The organism is Ferribacterium limneticum (assembly GCF_020510585.1).
Classification (GTDB): domain Bacteria; phylum Pseudomonadota; class Gammaproteobacteria; order Burkholderiales; family Rhodocyclaceae; genus Azonexus.
Window position 1 is genome coordinate 312,983 of the sequence record NZ_CP075190.1, and the last position, 17,907, is coordinate 330,889.

The 17,907-nt window shown below is 61.6% G+C and carries 16 protein-coding genes; 12 read left to right on the forward strand and 4 right to left on the reverse strand.

Annotation, left to right across the window (positions count from 1 at the left end; translation table 11 throughout):
- On the reverse strand, positions 1 to 1,245 hold the full coding sequence (locus KI613_RS01455) for an SPFH domain-containing protein (protein ID WP_226403460.1): 1,245 nt from the start codon (positions 1,243 to 1,245) through the stop codon (positions 1 to 3).
- 257 nt (positions 1,246 to 1,502) lie between these two features.
- On the opposite strand from KI613_RS01455, the gene KI613_RS01460 reads away from it, so the two are divergent.
- From KI613_RS01460 to KI613_RS01515, 12 genes are all read left to right on the forward strand, one after another.
- Entirely contained in the window at positions 1,503 to 2,204 is a 702-nt protein-coding gene (locus KI613_RS01460; protein WP_226403461.1) for a response regulator, read from the forward strand.
- Positions 2,205 to 2,211: 7 nt separating this feature from the next.
- Entirely contained in the window at positions 2,212 to 4,287 is a 2,076-nt protein-coding gene (locus tag KI613_RS01465) for a sensor histidine kinase (protein ID WP_226403462.1), read from the forward strand.
- A gap of 284 nt (positions 4,288 to 4,571) precedes the next feature.
- The gene (locus KI613_RS01470; protein ID WP_226403463.1) at positions 4,572 to 5,141 is read left to right on the forward strand and encodes a hypothetical protein; all 570 of its coding nucleotides are present in this window, start codon (positions 4,572 to 4,574) and stop codon (positions 5,139 to 5,141) included.
- A gap of 469 nt (positions 5,142 to 5,610) precedes the next feature.
- Positions 5,611 to 7,578 (forward strand): AMP-dependent synthetase/ligase, encoded by a 1,968-nt coding sequence (locus tag KI613_RS01475; protein ID WP_226403464.1) that lies wholly within the window; start codon positions 5,611 to 5,613, stop codon positions 7,576 to 7,578.
- 2 nt (positions 7,579 to 7,580) lie between these two features.
- Positions 7,581 to 8,363, forward strand: coding sequence for an ABC transporter ATP-binding protein (locus tag KI613_RS01480; protein WP_226403465.1), 783 nt, complete (start codon positions 7,581 to 7,583; stop codon positions 8,361 to 8,363).
- Positions 8,364 to 8,374: 11 nt separating this feature from the next.
- Complete coding sequence (locus tag KI613_RS01485; RefSeq protein WP_226403466.1) at positions 8,375 to 9,289, forward strand: branched-chain amino acid ABC transporter permease; 915 nt, start codon at positions 8,375 to 8,377, stop codon at positions 9,287 to 9,289.
- Between the two features lie 11 nt (positions 9,290 to 9,300).
- Complete coding sequence (locus tag KI613_RS01490; RefSeq protein WP_226403467.1) at positions 9,301 to 10,377, forward strand: branched-chain amino acid ABC transporter permease; 1,077 nt, start codon at positions 9,301 to 9,303, stop codon at positions 10,375 to 10,377.
- Positions 10,378 to 10,440: 63 nt separating this feature from the next.
- On the forward strand, positions 10,441 to 11,763 hold the full coding sequence (locus KI613_RS01495) for an ABC transporter substrate-binding protein (protein ID WP_226403468.1): 1,323 nt from the start codon (positions 10,441 to 10,443) through the stop codon (positions 11,761 to 11,763).
- Positions 11,764 to 11,833: 70 nt separating this feature from the next.
- Positions 11,834 to 12,664, forward strand: a complete 831-nt coding sequence (locus KI613_RS01500) for an ABC transporter ATP-binding protein (protein WP_226403469.1) — start codon at positions 11,834 to 11,836, stop codon at positions 12,662 to 12,664.
- A 178-nt stretch (positions 12,665 to 12,842) separates the two neighbouring features.
- Complete coding sequence (locus KI613_RS01505) at positions 12,843 to 14,072, forward strand: phenylacetate--CoA ligase family protein (protein WP_226403470.1); 1,230 nt, start codon at positions 12,843 to 12,845, stop codon at positions 14,070 to 14,072.
- A 14-nt stretch (positions 14,073 to 14,086) separates the two neighbouring features.
- Complete coding sequence (locus tag KI613_RS01510) at positions 14,087 to 14,590, forward strand: hypothetical protein (RefSeq protein WP_226403471.1); 504 nt, start codon at positions 14,087 to 14,089, stop codon at positions 14,588 to 14,590.
- A gap of 83 nt (positions 14,591 to 14,673) precedes the next feature.
- On the forward strand, positions 14,674 to 15,252 hold the full coding sequence (locus tag KI613_RS01515) for a hypothetical protein (protein WP_226403472.1): 579 nt from the start codon (positions 14,674 to 14,676) through the stop codon (positions 15,250 to 15,252).
- A 101-nt stretch (positions 15,253 to 15,353) separates the two neighbouring features.
- Here the strand turns inward: KI613_RS01515 and KI613_RS01520 are convergent, their stop codons facing one another.
- From KI613_RS01520 to KI613_RS01530, 3 genes are read right to left on the reverse strand one after another with little or no spacing between them, the layout of a single operon-like run.
- Positions 15,354 to 16,475: a PQQ-dependent sugar dehydrogenase gene (locus KI613_RS01520; protein ID WP_226403473.1), complete on the reverse strand. Its 1,122-nt coding sequence runs from the start codon at positions 16,473 to 16,475 to the stop codon at positions 15,354 to 15,356.
- Between the two features lie 38 nt (positions 16,476 to 16,513).
- Positions 16,514 to 17,383 (reverse strand): SPFH domain-containing protein, encoded by an 870-nt coding sequence (locus KI613_RS01525; protein WP_226403474.1) that lies wholly within the window; start codon positions 17,381 to 17,383, stop codon positions 16,514 to 16,516.
- Between the two features lie 12 nt (positions 17,384 to 17,395).
- The gene (locus KI613_RS01530) at positions 17,396 to 17,836 is read right to left on the reverse strand and encodes an NfeD family protein (RefSeq protein WP_226403475.1); all 441 of its coding nucleotides are present in this window, start codon (positions 17,834 to 17,836) and stop codon (positions 17,396 to 17,398) included.
- Positions 17,837 to 17,907 lie beyond the last annotated feature (71 nt).

Below are 17,907 nucleotides of genomic sequence, written 5' to 3' on the forward strand. Positions count from 1 at the left end.
TCATTCTCCTTCGGCCGGAGCTTGTTCGCTGGCGGCAGCCTGCGTCCTGCCGAGCAGGGCATTGCCGATGAAGCCGCCGCTGGTCGGGGTCGGGGCGATGATCACAGAGATCTTGTCGGACAGCTTGTCGGCCATGGTCTTCTGGATGAGCAGCGGGTTCTTCTGGATCAGGGCGCCGTCACGTTCGAGCTGGGCGCTGGCGATCTGGCCCAGACGCTCCTGGCGATAGGCTTCGGCGTCGGCCAGCTTGCGGCGCGATTCGGCTTCGCCCTGGGCCTCGATCTGGCGAGCCTGGGCATTGGCTTCAGCCGTCTTGATGCGGGTTATTTTGTCGGCCTCGGCTTCCAGCCCGCGCTGCTCGATCTGCTTCTGCTTGAAGGGCAGGATGTGCTTCATCGCCTCGGCCTGCGCCTTGGCAGCGATGATCTGTTCCTGGCCGGCGGCCTCTGCGGCCTTCTCGCGGCGCACCTTGTCGGCTTCGGCTTCGAGATCGGTCTGCTTGACCTGCTTTTCCTTCAGTTCCAGCGTGTAGCGCATCTTGTCGCTGGCCAGTTCCTCGGCCAGCAGGCGATCCATGCCGGCGCGGTAGTCGGCCGGCAGTTCGACCTTGCCGATCATTACCGACTGCAACTTGATGCCATCCTTGCCCAGCGTTTCACCCAACTCTTTTTCGATGGTTTCCTTGATCTCCTGACGCTTGGTCGAGAAGATTTCGCGCACCGTGTAACGGGCCAACGTCTTGTAGAGCACCCCTTGCGCCGCCGGTTCGACCACCTGGCCGCCGATGTCGTCGGGCAGGCTGCGCGCCACGGCGGTCAGACGGGTTGGGTCGAGGGCATAACGGATGGTGACATCGACGCCGATGGACAAGCCTTCCACGGTCTGGAACTGTGCTTCGCCTTCGGCGCTGCTGCCGCCCTCCGGGCGATACAGCTGGTCGCGCAGCGATAAGCGGCGCAGCTCGTGCAGACCGGGGATGACCAGCGCGGCGCCTTCGCGCACTTCGACGACATCGCCTGTCAATTGGTTGATGCGCACGCCGGCCTCACCACGTGTCACGCTCTGCATCGGCGGATTGTTGTAGAGCGCATACGCGCCGATGCCGGCGATCGACAGGGCGATGATGCTGCGCCGGGCGCCATGGACGCCGCGCCCGAGTTGCCCTGCCGCCCGACCGGTGTGCCCAGCCAGATTGCCAAGCGATTCACGCAGGCTGTCGAACATGTCCAGAAAACGTTCTTTCATGATTTTTCTCCTCGAAACCGATCTTCGCGTCGGGGGAGATTTCCCCGTTGCCGGCAGCGTGAAGATCGTTTTCGCTACCGGCCCTGCATGCTTCCCATCTTCCGGCGACAGGCCAGGAGCAAGCCATGCCGCCGCCGGGCGACTGTGGTAAGGCGGCGGAAGGGAGGGATACGAGGTGTGAACAAACCTTCACGCCGCCGGCATGCAGCCATGCCAAAAAACGGGGATACTTCGCACCTCAGCCAGGGAGCAAGACCATGACCAAAGTCGCCGTCATCGAGGACGACATCCCCACCAGCAACCAGTTGAAGGACTGGATACTCGCCGCGCGTCCGGATGTGGTCGTCGACCAGTGGTTCAACCGCGACGACGCCGAAGCAGCCATCGCCCGCGAGGATTACGCGCTGGTCACGCTGGATATCGAACTCGGGCGCGAGCGCCATGCAGGGGTGGCCGTCATCAACGCCATCAACAAGGCCGGGCGTGGAACGCCGGTGCTGGTCGTCTCGGCCATGCCGGCTGCCATTTACCGTAGCATCATGAAGGCGCTCGACGCCTGGGATTACCTGCAGAAAACCGCCTTCGAGGAAGCCGATTTCATCGAGACCTTCCTCGAAATCCTGCGTGCCTCGCGCGACCGGGCGGGGCCCAAGGTCGAGGCTATCATCAAGGACGAACTGGCCCTTGACCCGCTGCGTCAGAGCACGCCGTTGTGGCGCGGCCAGCGGGTAAACCTCCCGCTCACCGCCCAGCGCATCCTGGCCACGCTCTACCAGCGCCGCGGCGAGGTGGTGTCCTACGACGACCTGTTCGCGGTGGTGAAGAGCGGCCGCAATCGCGACAATATCCGCAAGCACATCAGCACCATCCGCGAGGCTTTCCGCGAACTCGACGACGGTTTCGACCGTATCGAGAACGTGCCGATGCGCGGCTTCCGCTGGTCCGATCAGGCGCGCTGAGTCGGTCATGAAACGCTTTCTGGTCTGGCTGGCCTCCTTCCGCCTGCGCATCCTGCTGCGCACCTCCTTCCTGCTGCTGGCGCTGGTCGTGCTGGTCATGACGGTGACCGTGCTGCAGGAAGAAAAGCAGCGCAGCTACGACACCTATCAGGCCAGCCTGAACAAGACCAAGGCGCAGATCGTCGCCCGCCTGCACCACCCGGCCGGCCAGCTGGCGCTGCTCAATCCGCGCTGGGATGCCGCTTCGGCCGCCGCCGGCCGGCCGCTCGTGCTGCCCTTCTCGGCCATCGATTTCGACGACCAGAACAAGGTGCGCAACGCCATCGAAATGGCCGGTTGCCTCGTCCAGTACCCCGACCATGGAAGTCTGTGCGTGGCGGTCGGCAACAATCCGTGGGCCGGCGGTTTCATCTACGCCGCCGGCACTTTCGCCAGCGGGCCGCTCGAAGCCCACCGCATCGGCGACGAGTTCCTCGACGGCGCCCATCGCCTGCGCGTGACCGTGCGCCTGCGCGATCAAAGCTGGCAATGGATCGCGCCCTTTGAGCCGCTGGCCAACGGCGCGCCGGCGCGCGGCGAGGGCGTGCGCGGCCGCTTTACCGGTTATGTCGAACTGCCCGATCGCGACTACACCGGCGCCCGGCCGCTCAAGGAGTTTCGCGGCTGGGTCTGGCAGAGCGGGCGGTGTCTCGATGCCGCGGCCGATGACGAGGAAAGCTGCCGCAAGCAATCCTTCTTCTCGTTGCGTCTGCCGGTCGAGTCGCTCCGCCAGGGCATCTTGCAGAGTGCCCGGCCGGTGTGGCCGCCGGCCGACCTCGAGCAGTACAAGGTGCAGGTCGAAGTGTTGCCGCCGGGCGAGGGCGCGCCGCTATTCGCCAGTGACCGGCCGGGGGCGGTGCCGCCGTTCGCGCTCGATGTCTTGTCGACGTTGCTGCTACCCGGCGAATCGCTGTCGATCCGCCGCGTTGAAGCCGGCGGCGAGCGGGAAGTCGCCCAGCTGGCCGGGCGCGACGAGGCACAGGAGTTGTCCTCGCCGCTGCTCACCCGCCTGATTCGCCGCCTGCCGGTTGAATCGCTCGAGGCGGCCGAGGTGGAACTGCGCGACGAGATCGCGACGCCGCTTGGTAACTACCGCCTGGTGCTCAAGGGCGATGCGCGCAGCGTCAACAAGACCCTGTCGGTGGTTGCCACCCGGCTGTCCTGGTTTATCGGCGCCATGCTCGGCGCCATCGCGGTGGCCTGGCTGGTCATCGAAATCGGACTGATTCGCCCTATCGCCCGGCTGACCAGGCGTACGCGCGGCCTGTCGCGCTCGGTGCAGGCCGACGGTGGGCTGGAGCGCTACGACTTGGCCGACCTGCGTGGCGGCGACGAACTTGGCCTGCTGGCCGGCGGGCTCGATGAGCTGCTGCAGCGGGTGCGCGAGGATGCCGAGCGGGGGCGCATCCGCTCGGCGCAGGAAAAGGACATGTGGCATGCCGTCGGCCACGAAATCATGTCGCCGCTGCAAAGCCTGCTCGCCCTGCACGGCAACGAGGCCGACCCCAGCCACCGCTACATCAGCCGCATGCAGCAGGCGGTACGCGTGCTCTACGGCAGCGCCAGCCCGAGCGAGGCCTTTGCCAGCAGCCAGCTGGATATCGCCGCCGTCGATCTGGCGGCCTTTGTGAACAATGTCGCCGAAAATGCCGGCATCGCCGATGTCGTATGCCATGGCACGGCGGCCCCGGTGCCCGTGCGTGCCGACGAATTTGCGCTGGAAGATGTCTTTGCGCATCTTTTGCGCAACGCCGAACGCTACCGGCCCGAAGGCTCGCCGATTGATCTGGCGCTGGTCATCGACGACAACACCGCCAGCGTGACCGTTGCCAACCGGGGGCCGGCCATCGCCGACGACATGCTGGAACGCATCTTTGAATACGGCGTCTCTGACCAGGCCGAGTCCGCCGCCGCCGGCAACCGCGGCCAGGGCCTCTTCGTCGCCCGCACCTACATGGCCAAGATGGGCGGCACCATCGTTGCCCGCAACACGGCGGACGGTGTGGCTTTCGTCCTCACCCTGCCACGTGCCCGCCCGGCTTGAAAATGGGGGCGGTTTAGCCGCTAGCGGGCGCAGGGGCCAATCTCACGGTCAACCGGAAAAAATGCCCAAAATTGAAATGACATGGGCGGGCGGCAATCGGCAATAACCCCCATCCAATAATTCGCGCCATAGCGGACACAGAGGCAGTCCTTATGATTGCTGATTGATACGTAGAACCGAATGGGCTAATCTCAATGTCATTCAAAACCTGACGGGCGATTGAATCGTGTGCGTATTGTTGGCAATAAAACGGACGTTTCTGAGCCTGAGTAACTATTAGCCATATGACTCTCCGGCAAGCCAACGACGTAGCCTCGCGCATCTGCGCCTTTAATGATGGCACATTTGTGACGTTGCCATCGAACATCGAAATTCGGGATCTCGTCGGATTCCTTCGCTCCGTAATTCCGGACAACAAGTTCGACCGCTCACTGGTTTCTGCTGTTCAGGCTCAGCCACTCCGATTCGATCCTTCATTTGCAGATCGAATAAGTTCGCAATTCAATATCGCAAATGAAATCATTGAGGGCGACCACAAGCTGAAACAGAAGTTATTGCGTGAGGTCGTAACATGTCCGCCGTCCAAACCCCAGGAATCTGAGACCTTCGTCGTGCTAGCGACCTTTGGCTACGGTCTAATTTTTATTATTTCGCTGTGGCGGTTGTGGCAACTCGGGGGCAATTGGCAATGGGTTGCGGTGCTCATCGCTGCCTTGATAGCGGTAGCGATGATTGCCGCTAATCGAAAAAGAGCTAAGAGCAACGGCATAAGCCTCGGTTCGTTCGAGTTTTCAGACGACTCATCGTTAGATCCAACTTTCTCGGGCGATTGCGGAGGGGGCGCCGGAAATTGACACATCTAAAAGTCGGCAGCTATGGCCAACCCTGCTCAACCTAATGCCCAACTGCTACGCTGCCGGGGTCCCTCCGCGCTACGGCGCAGGTGTTAGCTCCACGTTCCACGAGCGTCCGCTTTTCAAAGGCGGCTACGGCAGCATAAAGGGCACTTTTCGGTCGTTTGGAAGAATATGCTCTCAGCGACTCAACGGCCAAACAACATCTCGCCTTCCACGGTCAACCGGAAAAAATGCCCAAAATTGAAATCGGTTTTGGACGTCTCCTGGACGGAGTGGGCATTTTGTCGAGCGATTAATTTTTTGCACATTGTCTGCCGGATGACATTCAGCCCCGTCGCCGGCGCTTAGACTCCGTCGCACACTGAGTCATTTCCCCGTTGCAAGCTTGGTGTAAGGCGACGGTAGCAACAATGATTCAAACGAACGTTAGACCGCGAACGATGAGTCGCGGCGGAGGAGACTAAGAATGCCCACGCAGGCGAATTTCGCCGCTCTGGATGGTTTGCATACCTTCCCGCGGCTACTGTTTCATCACGCAAGCATCCGGCCGAATGCGCCGGCCATGCGCGAAAAATATCTCGGCATCTGGCAAACCTGGACCTGGGCCGACGTCGGCGAACGTGTCCGGGCATTGGCCTGCGGCCTGGCTTCGCTCGGTTTCAAGCGCGGCGACAATCTGGCCATCATCGGTGACAACCGGCCGCATCTCTACATGATGATGACGGCCGCCCAGTGCCTGGGCGGCGTGCCAGTGCCGCTCTATCAAGACGCCGTGGCCAACGAAATGCTCTTCGTGCTGCAGGATGCCGGCATTCGTTTCGTCGTCGTCGAGGATCAGGAACAGGTCGACAAGATGCTGGAAATCAGCGATCAGGTCGGCACGCTCGAACACATCATCTACGACGACCCGCGCGGCATGCGGCACTACAGCCAGCCCTTCCTGCACGACATCCATGAACTCATGGAAATGGGGCGGATTCATGACCGCAACCATTCCGATTTTCTCAACGCCGAAGTCGAGCAGGGGCATTTCGACGATGTGTCGGTCATGCTCTACACCTCGGGCACCACGGGCAAGCCGAAAGGCGTCTGCCAGACGCACGCCGCCTTCATCGCCGCGGCGCAGGGTGGGGTGCAGGTAGACAAGCTCGGTGCCGATGGCGACATCCTGTCCTACCTGCCCATGGCCTGGGTCGGCGATCACCTGTTCTCCTACGCCCAGGCGCTGGTCGCCGGTTTTACCATCAACTGCCCGGAATCCGGCGACACGGTGATGTCCGACCTGCGCGAAATCGGCCCGACCTGCTATTTCGCCCCGCCGCGCGTTTTCGAAAGCCTGCTGACTTCGGTCATGATCCGCATGGAAGATGCAGGCCAGATCAAACAGAAAATGTTCCATTACTTCATGGCGGTGGCCAAACGCTGCGGTTCGGACATTCTCGACGGAAAATCGGTCGGCTTTGGTGACCGCCTGCAATACTGGCTTGGCAATATTCTGGTCTATGGCCCGCTGCGCAATGTGCTCGGCATGAGCCGCATCCGCGTCGCCTACACGGCCGGCGCGGCGATCGGGCCGGAGCTCTTCCGCTTCTACCGGTCAATGGGCATCAACCTCAAGCAGTTCTACGGCCAGACCGAAACCTGCGCCTACGTCTGCCTGCAGCCGGATGGCCAGATCAAGTTCGACTCGGTTGGCCAGCCGGCGCCGGGCGTCGAAATCAGGATTGCCGACAACGGCGAAGTGCTGGTCAAGGGCCCGATGCTGCTCAAGGAATACTACAAGCGCCCGGATGCCACGGCCGAATCGCTCAATGCCGACGGCTATTTCATGACCGGCGACGCCGGCTTCCTCGACGAGGACGGCCACCTCAAGATCATCGACCGCGCCAAGGATGTAGGCAAGCTCAAGAACGGCGCGATGTTTGCCCCCAACTACATCGAGAACAAGCTCAAGTTCTTCCAGCACGTCAAGGAAGCCGTCTGCTTCGGCCACGACCGCGACATGGTCTGCGCCTTCATCAACATCGATGTCAGCGCCGTCGGCAACTGGGCCGAGCGCCGCGGCATCGCCTATTCGGGCTATGCCGACCTCGCCGGCAAGCCCGAAGTGCTCGAACTGATCCGCGAATGCGTCGAGCAGGTCAATGCCGACCTGATCCACGACAGCATGGTCGCCGACTCGCAAATCCACCGTTTCCTTGTTCTGCACAAGGAACTCGATCCGGACGACGACGAGCTGACGCGGACGCGCAAGGTCCGCCGCAACTTCGTCGCCGAAAAATACAAGGTGCTGATTGACGCGCTCTACGAGGGCAAGGCGAATCAGTTCATCGAAACCGAGGTCAAGTTCGAGGATGGCCGGCGCGGCAAGGTATCGGCCGACCTCAAGATCATCGATGCCAAGACCTTCCCGATCGTGAAAAAGGCAGCCTGAACATGAGCAAGAAAATAGGCGACGTCATTCTCGACCTGCAAAACATTTCCCTGCGCTTCGGGGGCGTCAAAGCGCTGACCGACATTTCCTTCGACGTCCGCCAGCACGAAATTCGCGCCATCATCGGCCCGAATGGCGCCGGCAAGAGCTCGATGCTCAACGTCATCAACGGCGTTTACCATCCGCAGGAAGGCAAGATTTTCTGGCATGGCAACGAGCGCAAGCGCATGGAGCCGCACATGGCGGCCCAGCAGAACATTGCCCGTACCTTCCAGAACATCGCGCTGTTCAAGGGCATGAGCGTGCTCGACAACATCATGACCGGGCGCATTACCAAGATGAAGGCCAACTTTATCGAGCATGCGCTGTGGTTCGGCCGGGCGCGCCGGGAAGAGCTGGAGCATCGCAAGAAGGTCGAGGAAGTGATCGACTTCCTCGAAATTCAGCACATTCGCAAGACGCCGGTCGGTCGCTTGCCCTATGGCCTGCAAAAGCGTGTCGAACTCGGTCGCGCGCTGGCCGCCGAGCCGTCGATGCTGCTCCTCGACGAGCCGATGGCCGGGATGAACGTCGAAGAGAAACAGGACATGTGCCGTTTCATCCTCGACGTAAACGACCAGTTCGGCACGACCATCGTGCTCATCGAACACGACATGGGTGTGGTCATGGATATCTCCGACCGCGTCGTCGTGCTCGATTACGGCAAGAAGATCGGCGATGGCGTGCCCGATGAAGTCAAAAATAATGAGGATGTGATCAAGGCCTATCTGGGCGCTGGTCACTAAGGAGTCGGGACATGAATTTTTTCTTTGAAGTCCTCATCGGTGGTCTGCTTTCCGGCGTCATGTACGCCCTGGTCGCCCTCGGTTTCGTGATGATCTACAAGGCCTCGGGCGTCTTCAACTTCGCTCAGGGCGCCATGGTCTACCTCGCTGCGCTGTCGGTTGTCGGTTGCATGGAAAAGGGTGCGCCGCTCTGGCTGGCGATCATCCTCGCCTTTGTCATCATGACGCTGTTTGGCATCGCGACCGAAAAGTTCGTGCTGCGCAAGCTGGTCAATCAGCCGCCCATCGCCCTGTTCATGGCGACCATCGGCCTGGCCTTCTTCATCGAGGGCCTGGCCCCGATGATTTTCGGCAGCGAACCGCGGGCGCTCGAACTGGGCATCGTCGATGAGCCGATTCCCTGGGTGCTCGACAACTGGAACATGGTCATTTCGAAGTTCGACCTCGTTGCAGCCGGCGTCGCTGCGGTACTCGTTGCCACGCTGGCCCTGTTCTTCCAATACACCCGCATCGGCCGGGCACTACGCGCCGTGGCGGACGACCATCAGGCCGCGCTGTCGATCGGTATTCCGCTGCAACACATCTGGGCCATCGTTTGGGGCGTCGCCGGTTTTGTCGCACTGGTGGCCGGCATGATGTGGGGTGCCCGCAACGGTGTGCAGTTTGCGCTCACTTTCACGGCACTCAAGGCGCTGCCGGTGTTGATCCTTGGCGGCTTCACCTCTGTGCCGGGGGCGATTGTCGGCGGCCTGATCATCGGCGCTTCGGAAAAGCTGGCTGAAATCTACATTCCGCCCGTCATGCAGGATCTGTTTGGCGGCAATTTCGGTGGCATTGAGGGCTGGTTCCCTTATGTGCTGGCGCTGCTGTTCCTGCTCGTTCGTCCCGAAGGTCTCTTCGGCGAAAAACACATCGACCGGGTTTAAGGAGAAAACACATGCTTTACCGTGAAGCCGGTCAATTCAAGACAACCTACGCTGCCGACCAGCAAATCTTCCCGATTCGTCAGGACCGGATCGGGGTCATCGCGCTACTTGTCGTCGCTTTCATCGGGGTGCCGCTTTTTGCCAGCGAATACTGGTTCTCGGCCATCCTGATTCCTTTCCTGATCTTCGCCTTGGCGGCGCTCGGGCTCAATGTCCTGACCGGTTATGCCGGCCAGCTTTCGCTCGGTTCGGCCGCTTTCATGGCGGTCGGCGCCTATGCCGCCTACAACTTTCAGTTGCGCATCGAGGGCATCCCGATTCTGGTTTCCTTCATTTGTGCCGGGTTGACAGCAGCCGGGGTGGGTATTCTGTTCGGCTTGCCGTCGCTGCGCATCAAGGGTTTTTACCTGGCAGTGGCGACGCTGGCCGCGCAGTTCTTTATCGTCTGGTGCCTGACCAAGTTCCCCTGGCTGTCGAACAACTCGTCATCGGGCGTGATTTCGACGCAACGCCTGATCATCTTTGGTCATGAACTGACGACGCCGGTCGAGAAGTATCTGCTCGTCCTCTCCATCGTCGTCGTCATGGCGCTGGCCGCCAAGAACATGGTCCGCTCGGCCACGGGCAGGGCTTGGATGGCGGTGCGCGACATGGATGTGGCGGCGTCGGTCATCGGCATCAAGCTGATGCCGACCAAGCTGCTCGCCTTTGCCGTGAGTTCTTTCTACTGCGGTGTGGCCGGCGCGCTGTACGCCTTCTGCTACCTCGGCTCGGTCGAGCCGGATGGCTTCTCGCTCGAAATGTCCTTCAAGATTTTGTTCATGATCATCATCGGCGGTGTCGGTTCGATCATGGGCAGTTTCCTTGGCGCTGCGTTCATCCTGCTGCTGCCGATCTTTCTCGATATCGCCCTGCCGTTCTTCGCCGAACTGTTCGGGCTGCCGTTTTCCAGCGCTACCGTGTCGCACATCCAGATCACGGTGTTCGGTGCGCTGATCATGTTCTTCCTGATCGTCGAGCCGCACGGGCTGGCCCGTTTGTGGCAGATCGCCAAGGAGAAGCTGCGCTTGTGGCCGTTCCCGCATTAGTGCTGACCGTGGTTCAAGCGGTGGGGCCCCGCCGCTTTTTGTAATAACTGGAGGAGACATTCAATGATCAAAAATTTCAAACCCGCTATTGCCGCCGCTGCGGTGTCCCTGGCCATGATGTCGCAGATGGCCGTGGCTGCCGAAGAGCAGTTCTTTCCGCTGATCGACTACCGCGTCGGGCCCTATGGCTCGAACGGCCAGGCCTTCTACGGTGGTTTCATCGATTACCTCAACTACGTCAATCTCAAGGAAAAGGGCGTCAACGGCGTCCAGATGACCTACGAAGAGTGCGAAACCGAATACAACAACGCCAAGGGCGTCGAGTGTTACGAGCGCCTGAAGGGCAAGGCCGCCAAGTCGGCCGGCCCGCTGCACACGATGTCGACGGGTATTTCGTATGCGCTGATCGACAAGTCGGCCCAGGACAAGCTGCCGCTGGCCATGATGGGCTACGGCCGCACTGACGCGGTTGACGGCTCGGTCTTCCCGTATGCCTTCCCGCTGGTTACGACTTACCAGATGCAGGCCTCGGCCATCGTCAAGTTCCTCAAGGACAAGAATGGCGGCAGTCTGGCTGGCAAGAAGATCGTTTATCTGTACCACGACTCGGCCTACGGCAAGGAAGCCATCGTCGCGTTGAACGCCGAAGCAGCGCTCAACAAGTTTGAATTGGTGCAGATTCCGGTGGCCCACCCGGGTAACGAGCAGGGCGCCCAGTGGCTGAAAATTCGCCAGGAAAAGCCCGATTTCGTCATTTTCTGGGGCTGGGGTGTGATGAACCAGACGGCATTGAAGGCTGCCCAGAAGGTCGCTTTCCCGCGTGAAAAGATGATCGGTTCGTGGTGGACGGGTTCGGAAGAGGACGTGATTCCGGCTGGCGAAGCCGCCAAGGGCTACATGGCCGCGACGTGGAATGTGGCTGGCAAGCAGGTGCCGGTCATCGCCGACATCGAGAAGGTGGTCTACGGGGCCGGCAAGGGCAACCTGCAGGACAAGGCCAAGATCGGCACCATCCTCTACAACCGCGGTGTTTCTGCCGCCGTGCTGTCGGTCGAAGCCATCCGCAAGGGTCAAGAAAAGTACGGCAAGGGCAAGGCGCTGACCGGCGAACAAACCCGCTGGGCGCTGGAAAACCTCAACATCAACGACGCCCGCCTGAAGGTACTCGGTGCCACCGACCTGCTGCCGGAAATCAAGACTTCCTGCGACAACCACGAAGGTTCCGGCAAGGTGAAGATCCAGCAATGGGACGGTGCCAAGTGGGTGCCGGTGTCCGGCTGGATCGAGGGTAACAAGGCGCTGATCCACCCGCTCTTCCAGGCTTCTGCCAAGCAGTACGCCAAGGAAAAGGGCATCACACCGCGCGATTGTTCCAAGGAAAAATGAGACGGCAGGAGGAAGGAGTGGGGGCGCGAGCCCTCGCTCTTTCTCTCCGTCCCATGAATCGGAAACGCATATGACTACACACACTGCCGCTGCGGCGGGCGAAAACTACCTGAGCATCAACAATATCGAGGTCATCTACGACCACGTGATCCTGGTGCTCAAGGGCGTGTCGCTGAATGTGCCGAAAGGCAAGATCGTCGCCTTGCTCGGCGCCAATGGCGCCGGCAAATCGACGACGCTGAAGGCGATTTCCAACCTGCTGCACGCCGAACGCGGCGATGTGACCAAGGGCTCGGTCGAATACAAGGGCCAGCGCATCGATCAGTTGACGCCGAACGAGCTGGTCAAGCGCGGCGTCATCCAGGTCATGGAAGGGCGGCATTGCTTTGGCCACCTGACCATCGAGGAAAACCTGCTGACCGGGGCCTACACGCGCAGCATTTCGCGCGGCGAACTCAAGGACAGCCTGGAAAAGGTTTACCACTATTTCCCGCGCCTCAAGACGCGGCGCACCTCGCAGGCCGGCTACACCTCGGGCGGTGAGCAGCAGATGTGCGCGATTGGTCGGGCGCTGATGGCCAAGCCGGAAATGATCCTGCTCGATGAACCGTCGATGGGTCTGGCGCCGCAGATTGTTGAAGAGATTTTCGAGATTGTTAAGGATTTGAATGGCCGCGAGAACGTCAGTTTTCTGCTGGCTGAGCAGAACACCATGGTCGCGCTGAGGTATGCGGACTTCGGGTACATCCTGGAGAACGGGCGGGTGGTGATGGAGGGGGATGCGGAGGATTTGAGGACCAATGAGGACGTTAAGGAGTTCTACCTCGGGCTCAGTTCGGCCGGCCGAAAATCCTTCAAAGACGTCAAACATTACAGACGCCGCAAACGCTGGCTTTCCTAGCGGGTTGCAGTGCGCCCCGCATTGCGGCGTTGTCGGCCGGCTTGTTGGCAGGAGCCAACGGCGCCGGTCTCCGCCTTGCCCTGTGGGGCTACTTTGCAACCCTTGGGCTGTGTGCTTGCTTTTGCTTCGCTGAAAACCCAAATGCCACGGTCAACCGGAAAAAACGGAGAAAAATGAAATGAGCTATTACGACCCGCTCGAGACCCGCGATCCGGATGAGCGCGAGGCGGACCTGATGGACAAGCTGGCGCGGCAGGTGGCGCATGCCAAGGAAACGACACATTATTATTTCCAGTCGCTGGCCGGGATCAATCCGTTCGAATGCGCGACGCGCGAGGCGCTGGCCAAGCTGCCGCTGACCCGCAAGCGCGACCTGATCGAGTTGCAGAAAAAAACGCCGCCCTTCGGTGGCCTGAATTCGTTGCCGCGCGGCAAGGCCAAGCGGGTGTTCGCTTCGCCCGGCCCGATCTACGAGTTGCAGGGCAAGGACATGGATCCCTGGCGCCTGGCGCGCGTGCTGTACGCCGCCGGCTTCCGCGATGGCGACCTGATCCACAACTGCTTTTCCTACCATTTCACACCGGGTGCTTTCCTCATGGAAGGCGGCGCCCGCAAGCTCGGCTGTGCGGTCTTTCCCGGTGGCACCGGGCAGACCGAGCAGCAGGTCCAGGCCATGGTTGATCTCAAGCCGGAAGGCTATGTCGGCACGCCATCCTTTCTGCGCATCATCGTCGAGAAGGCCGAGGAAATGGGCGCCGACATCAGTTCCTTGCGCAAGGCCTGTGTCTCCGGCGAAGCCTTGCCGGGAATCACCCGGCAGTGGCTCAACGAGCGCGGTATTTCGGTGCGTCAGTGCTACGCGACGGCCGACATCGGTGCCATCGCCTACGAAACCGAGGCGGAAGAGGGGCTGGTCGTCGAGGAGGAAATCCTCGTCGAAATCGTTCGTCCGGGCACCGGCGATCCGGTCGAGCCGGGCGAGGTTGGCGAAGTCGTCGTCACCACCTTCAACCCGGATTACCCGCTGATCCGCTTCGCCACCGGCGACCTGTCGGCCATTCTGCCCGGCCGCTCGCCCTGCGGCCGCAGCAATATCCGGCTCAAGGGCTGGATGGGCCGGGCCGATCAGACGACCAAGATCAAGGGCATGTTCGTCCATCCCGAGCAGGTCGCCCAGATCGCCGCCCGGCATCCGGAAATCCACCGCATGCGGCTGGTTGTCGACAACCCGGGCGGCCAGGACCGCATGGTGCTGCATTGCGAAATCGAAGCCGGCCACGAGGCGCTAGCCACGGCGCTCGTCGCCAGCGTGCGCGAAGTGACCAAATTGCGCGGCGATGTGGCATTTGTCACACCGGGGGGCTTGCCCAATGACGGGAAGGTGATCGAAGATAGCCGGATCTATTGATCCGGGAAATTGCCATGCGAATTCTCCTCGTTGCGCTGGCTTGCCTGACGCTCTCAGCCCAGGCCGCTGAGCCAGTGGTTTTGCGGCCATCGGCCAAGCTCCTCTTCAAGCAGCCGGAACTGCTGCAGGCCGGCCAGTGCGTGCGTTACGAGGAGGGCGGCAACGGCTGGGTGGCGACCGATCCGGTCTTTTTCCTCAAGGGCGAAGTGCTGGCCGCCGAGGTGCGTACCCGCCATCTCGGCAAATGCCCGGTAGTGCCCGGCAAGACGCTGGAGCGCTACAGCCGCGACGAATTTAATCGCCATGTCCAGGCTTCCCCCTGCGTCGCCGAGAACGTTGCCGAACGTGACGAACAGAGCGGCATCGTCCGCATCCGCGTCGCCGACTGGGAAACGCCGCATGCCAAAAAAGCCGAGAACGCCGGCCGTCTGTATCGCGGCATGTTCGTCGAGAAAAAACTCGAAAAAGGCATGGAAATCGAGCTGGAAGCCGACCTGCTGAGCGTCTGCGAGCTGTAACGGCGCGTGACGCCCGGCGCCTGATCGGGCACACTCCCTGAGGTGCAGACTTGCTGCGCCTATCCAGCGAAAGATCAGGGGCCATGAACAAGAATATCGACGAACTGCTGGCCAAAATCCGGGCGCTGCAGGACGAGCTGGAAGAGGAGTACCGCCAGACCCGCGACGAGTGGGCGCAAAAAAAGCTTGAGCTGGCCGAGGAGTTCCTGCGCCAGCAGCGCCGCTACAAGATCGGGCTGTTCCGCTTTCTGCTGCGCACCCGTTTTCTGGTCGCCCTGACCGCGCCGCTCATCTACCTTGGCTGGATACCCTTCCTGCTCATGGACCTCTTCGTCACGATCTATCAGGCCATCTGCTTTCCGGTCTACCGGATTCCCCGGGTCAAGCGTTCGGAGTACATGGTCTTTGGTCGGGAGGATCTGCCCTACCTCAACATCATCGAAAAATTCAATTGTTTCTACTGCTCATACGGTAATGGCGTCGCCTCCTACACGCGGGAAGTGGCGGCGCGCACCGAGCAGTACTGGTGTCCGATCAAACACGCCCGCCGCGTCAAGGCGGCCCATGATCTCTATCCTAACTTCTGCGATTTTGGTGATGCCGAGGCCTACCAGCAGGGCCTCAACCGGCTGCGTCGGCAGTATGAGGACGAGGCGCGCTGAGCTGCCGGTGTTTGCCACGGTCAACCCGGTTTTCTACGTGAAACGCAAAATAGCCGCAAATTTGAAATTCTGCCGCCCGGCGGCGGGGCTGAAACGGCTGGCTAGTCGCCAACCAGCTTGAGCAGTTGCCCGTTACGTTCGTCGGTCAGCAGGTAAATGCTTCCGTCCGGCCCCGCGCGGACATCGCGCACGCGCTGGCGCAGGCCGGTCAGTAGCTTCTCTTCGCGGACGACACGCGTGCCGTCCATCTCCAGTCGCGCCAGATAGCCGAATTTGAGCGAGCCGACGAGCAGACTGCCGCGCCAGGCCTTGCCGTAGCGCTCGCTGCGCACGAAGGCCATGCCGGATGGCGCAATCGACGGCACCCAGTAATGCAACGGCTGCTCCATGCCGGCCTTGTGCGTCAGGCCCTCGCCGATGGCGCCGCCGCCGTAGTTCTCACCATAGGTAATGATTGGCCAGCCATAATTTTTTCCCGGCTCGGGGCGGTTGATCTCGTCGCCGCCCTGCGGGCCATGCTCGTGCATCCACAGCCGGCCGTCCGGGCCGAGCGTCGCGCCCTGCCCGTTGCGGTGGCCGTAGCTCCAGATTTCCGGCAGCGCGCCGGGCTGTTTGACGAAAGGATTGTCGGCGGGGACGCTGCCATCCTTGCCGATGCGGATCACCTTGCCGTGATGGTTGTCGAGTTTCTGGGCGTCGGCCATGCGCGAACCGCGCTCGCCGAGCGTCAGAAAAAGCTTGCCATCGTCGGTCTCGACGATGCGGCAGCCAAAATGCAGGCGGCTGCTGATTTTCGGCGTTTGCCGAAAGATCGTCGTGAGCTTCTCGAGGCGTCTGGCGTCGTCGGAAAGGCGGGCCGAGGCGAGCGCCGTCGAATTGCCGCTACCCTGCGCGGCCGGCTCGGCATAGCAGAAGTAGATCATCCGGTTGCGGGCAAAATCGCGGTCGGCCACGACATCGAGCAAACCGCCCTGGCCGGTGACCTCGACGGCCGGCAGGCCGTCCACCGGCGCGCCGACCTTGCCGTCGGCAGCAATCACGCGCAGCCGGCCCGGACGTTCGCTGACCAGCATCCGGCCGTCGCCGATGAAAGCCAGTCCCCACGGGTGGTCGAGGCCGCTGGCGACGATTTCGACGCGCGGTTCGCCGCTCTGCGCCGCCAGCGGAAAGACGCTCAATACCGTGAGCAGGGCAGCGATCAGGCGCCGGCTAGGCTTCGGCATTTCGATTTTGGCGATTATTTCCGGTTGACCGTGGCAGTTCAGCCGGCGACCCGGCCGCGTCCGAACAAGCCCTTGACCGCTTCCTGCAAATCGGCCGGGAGCACGATGACCTTGGCGTTGTCCTTCTCGCCCATGCGTTCCAGCGCGGCGATGTATTTTTCGCCCAGCATGTAGGACATCGGGCCGGTCTTGTCGCCGATGGCGGCGGTGATGCGGCGGATCGCCTCGGCCGAGGCTTCGGCCAGCATGACCTGAGCGTTGGCGTCGCGCTTGGCCGATTCCAGCCGGGCTTCGGCCTCGAGAATGGCCGACTGTTTGGCGCCTTCCGAGCGGGTGACCACGGCCTTGCGCTCGCGCTCGGCGGCGGCCTGCATTTCCATGGCCTTCTGCATCGACTGCGAGGGCTTGATGTCCTGGATCTCGACCGACTTGACGGTCAGGCCCCAGTCGACTGCCTCGTCGGCGATGCTTTCGCGCAGTCGGGCCTTGATCTTGTCGCGCGAGGAGAGCGCCTCGTCGAGCTCCATTTCGCCGACAATGGAGCGCAGCGTGGTCATGATCAGGTTGCGGATCGCTTCGGAAAAATCGGTGACGCCATAGACCGCCTTGACCGGGTCGGTGACCTTGATGAAGGCGATGGCATTGGTCAGGATCACCGCGTTGTCGCGGGTGATGACCTCCTGCTCCTGAACGTCGAGGATGATGTCCTTGGTCACCAGCTGGTAAGCCACCTTGTCGAGGTAGGGAATGACGATGTTGAGGCCGGGCTTGAGCGTGCCGTGGTATTTGCCGAGCCGCTCGACGATCCATTCCTCGCCTTGCGGCACGATACGCACGCCCTTGGCGATGGTGACGACGACAAAAACCAGTATGGCCAGAGTGACGACGAATCCTGCGTTCAAGTCCATTTTTCGACCTTTCTAAGCCTTATCTACCTTGAGAAAACTGCCTTCCACCGAAACGACCCTGACCCGTTCGCCGGCCGCGATGGCGGTGTCGGCGACGCAAGCCCATTCTTCCGAGCCGAGCAGCGGCCCCTGAAAGCGCACCTTGCCGCGGGCGAAGGGAGCGACGGCGCTGACCAGCAGGCCGATTTCGCCGACCGCCTCGCCATCGGCCGTGCCCGAACGGGTCTTGACGAAGCTCTGCTTGAAAACGCGGAACCAGAGGAAAACCATGGCCAGCGAAGCCAGCGTCCACGTCGCCAGCTGGGCAGTCAGCGAGAGATCGAAAGCCAGCGCGAGCAGGCCGACGAGCAGCGCGCCAAGGCCGAACCAGACGATGAAGAACGAGGGGACGGCCAGTTCGGCGAGAATCAGCGCGATGCCGCCGACGACCCAGTGCCACCATTCGAGATGCATGTTTATCTCCTTTGCCCGGCGAGTATTTCGGGTTTGCCGGACAGGGTCAAGGCGGATTTCATTTTTGGCCA

Bases quoted from the DNA above. Each gene is read 5' to 3' on its own strand.
- KI613_RS01455 (WP_226403460.1), bottom strand. From the start codon at position 1,245: ATGAAAGAACGTTTTCTGGACATGTTCGACAGCCTGCGTGAATCGCTT.
- KI613_RS01460 (WP_226403461.1), top strand. From the start codon at position 1,503: ATGACCAAAGTCGCCGTCATCGAGGACGACATCCCCACCAGCAACCAG.
- KI613_RS01465 (WP_226403462.1), top strand. From the start codon at position 2,212: ATGAAACGCTTTCTGGTCTGGCTGGCCTCCTTCCGCCTGCGCATCCTG.
- KI613_RS01470 (WP_226403463.1), top strand. From the start codon at position 4,572: ATGACTCTCCGGCAAGCCAACGACGTAGCCTCGCGCATCTGCGCCTTT.
- KI613_RS01475 (WP_226403464.1), top strand. From the start codon at position 5,611: ATGCCCACGCAGGCGAATTTCGCCGCTCTGGATGGTTTGCATACCTTC.
- KI613_RS01480 (WP_226403465.1), top strand. From the start codon at position 7,581: ATGAGCAAGAAAATAGGCGACGTCATTCTCGACCTGCAAAACATTTCC.
- KI613_RS01485 (WP_226403466.1), top strand. From the start codon at position 8,375: ATGAATTTTTTCTTTGAAGTCCTCATCGGTGGTCTGCTTTCCGGCGTC.
- KI613_RS01490 (WP_226403467.1), top strand. From the start codon at position 9,301: ATGCTTTACCGTGAAGCCGGTCAATTCAAGACAACCTACGCTGCCGAC.
- KI613_RS01495 (WP_226403468.1), top strand. From the start codon at position 10,441: ATGATCAAAAATTTCAAACCCGCTATTGCCGCCGCTGCGGTGTCCCTG.
- KI613_RS01500 (WP_226403469.1), top strand. From the start codon at position 11,834: ATGACTACACACACTGCCGCTGCGGCGGGCGAAAACTACCTGAGCATC.
- KI613_RS01505 (WP_226403470.1), top strand. From the start codon at position 12,843: ATGAGCTATTACGACCCGCTCGAGACCCGCGATCCGGATGAGCGCGAG.
- KI613_RS01510 (WP_226403471.1), top strand. From the start codon at position 14,087: ATGCGAATTCTCCTCGTTGCGCTGGCTTGCCTGACGCTCTCAGCCCAG.
- KI613_RS01515 (WP_226403472.1), top strand. From the start codon at position 14,674: ATGAACAAGAATATCGACGAACTGCTGGCCAAAATCCGGGCGCTGCAG.
- KI613_RS01520 (WP_226403473.1), bottom strand. From the start codon at position 16,475: ATGCCGAAGCCTAGCCGGCGCCTGATCGCTGCCCTGCTCACGGTATTG.
- KI613_RS01525 (WP_226403474.1), bottom strand. From the start codon at position 17,383: ATGGACTTGAACGCAGGATTCGTCGTCACTCTGGCCATACTGGTTTTT.
- KI613_RS01530 (WP_226403475.1), bottom strand. From the start codon at position 17,836: ATGCATCTCGAATGGTGGCACTGGGTCGTCGGCGGCATCGCGCTGATT.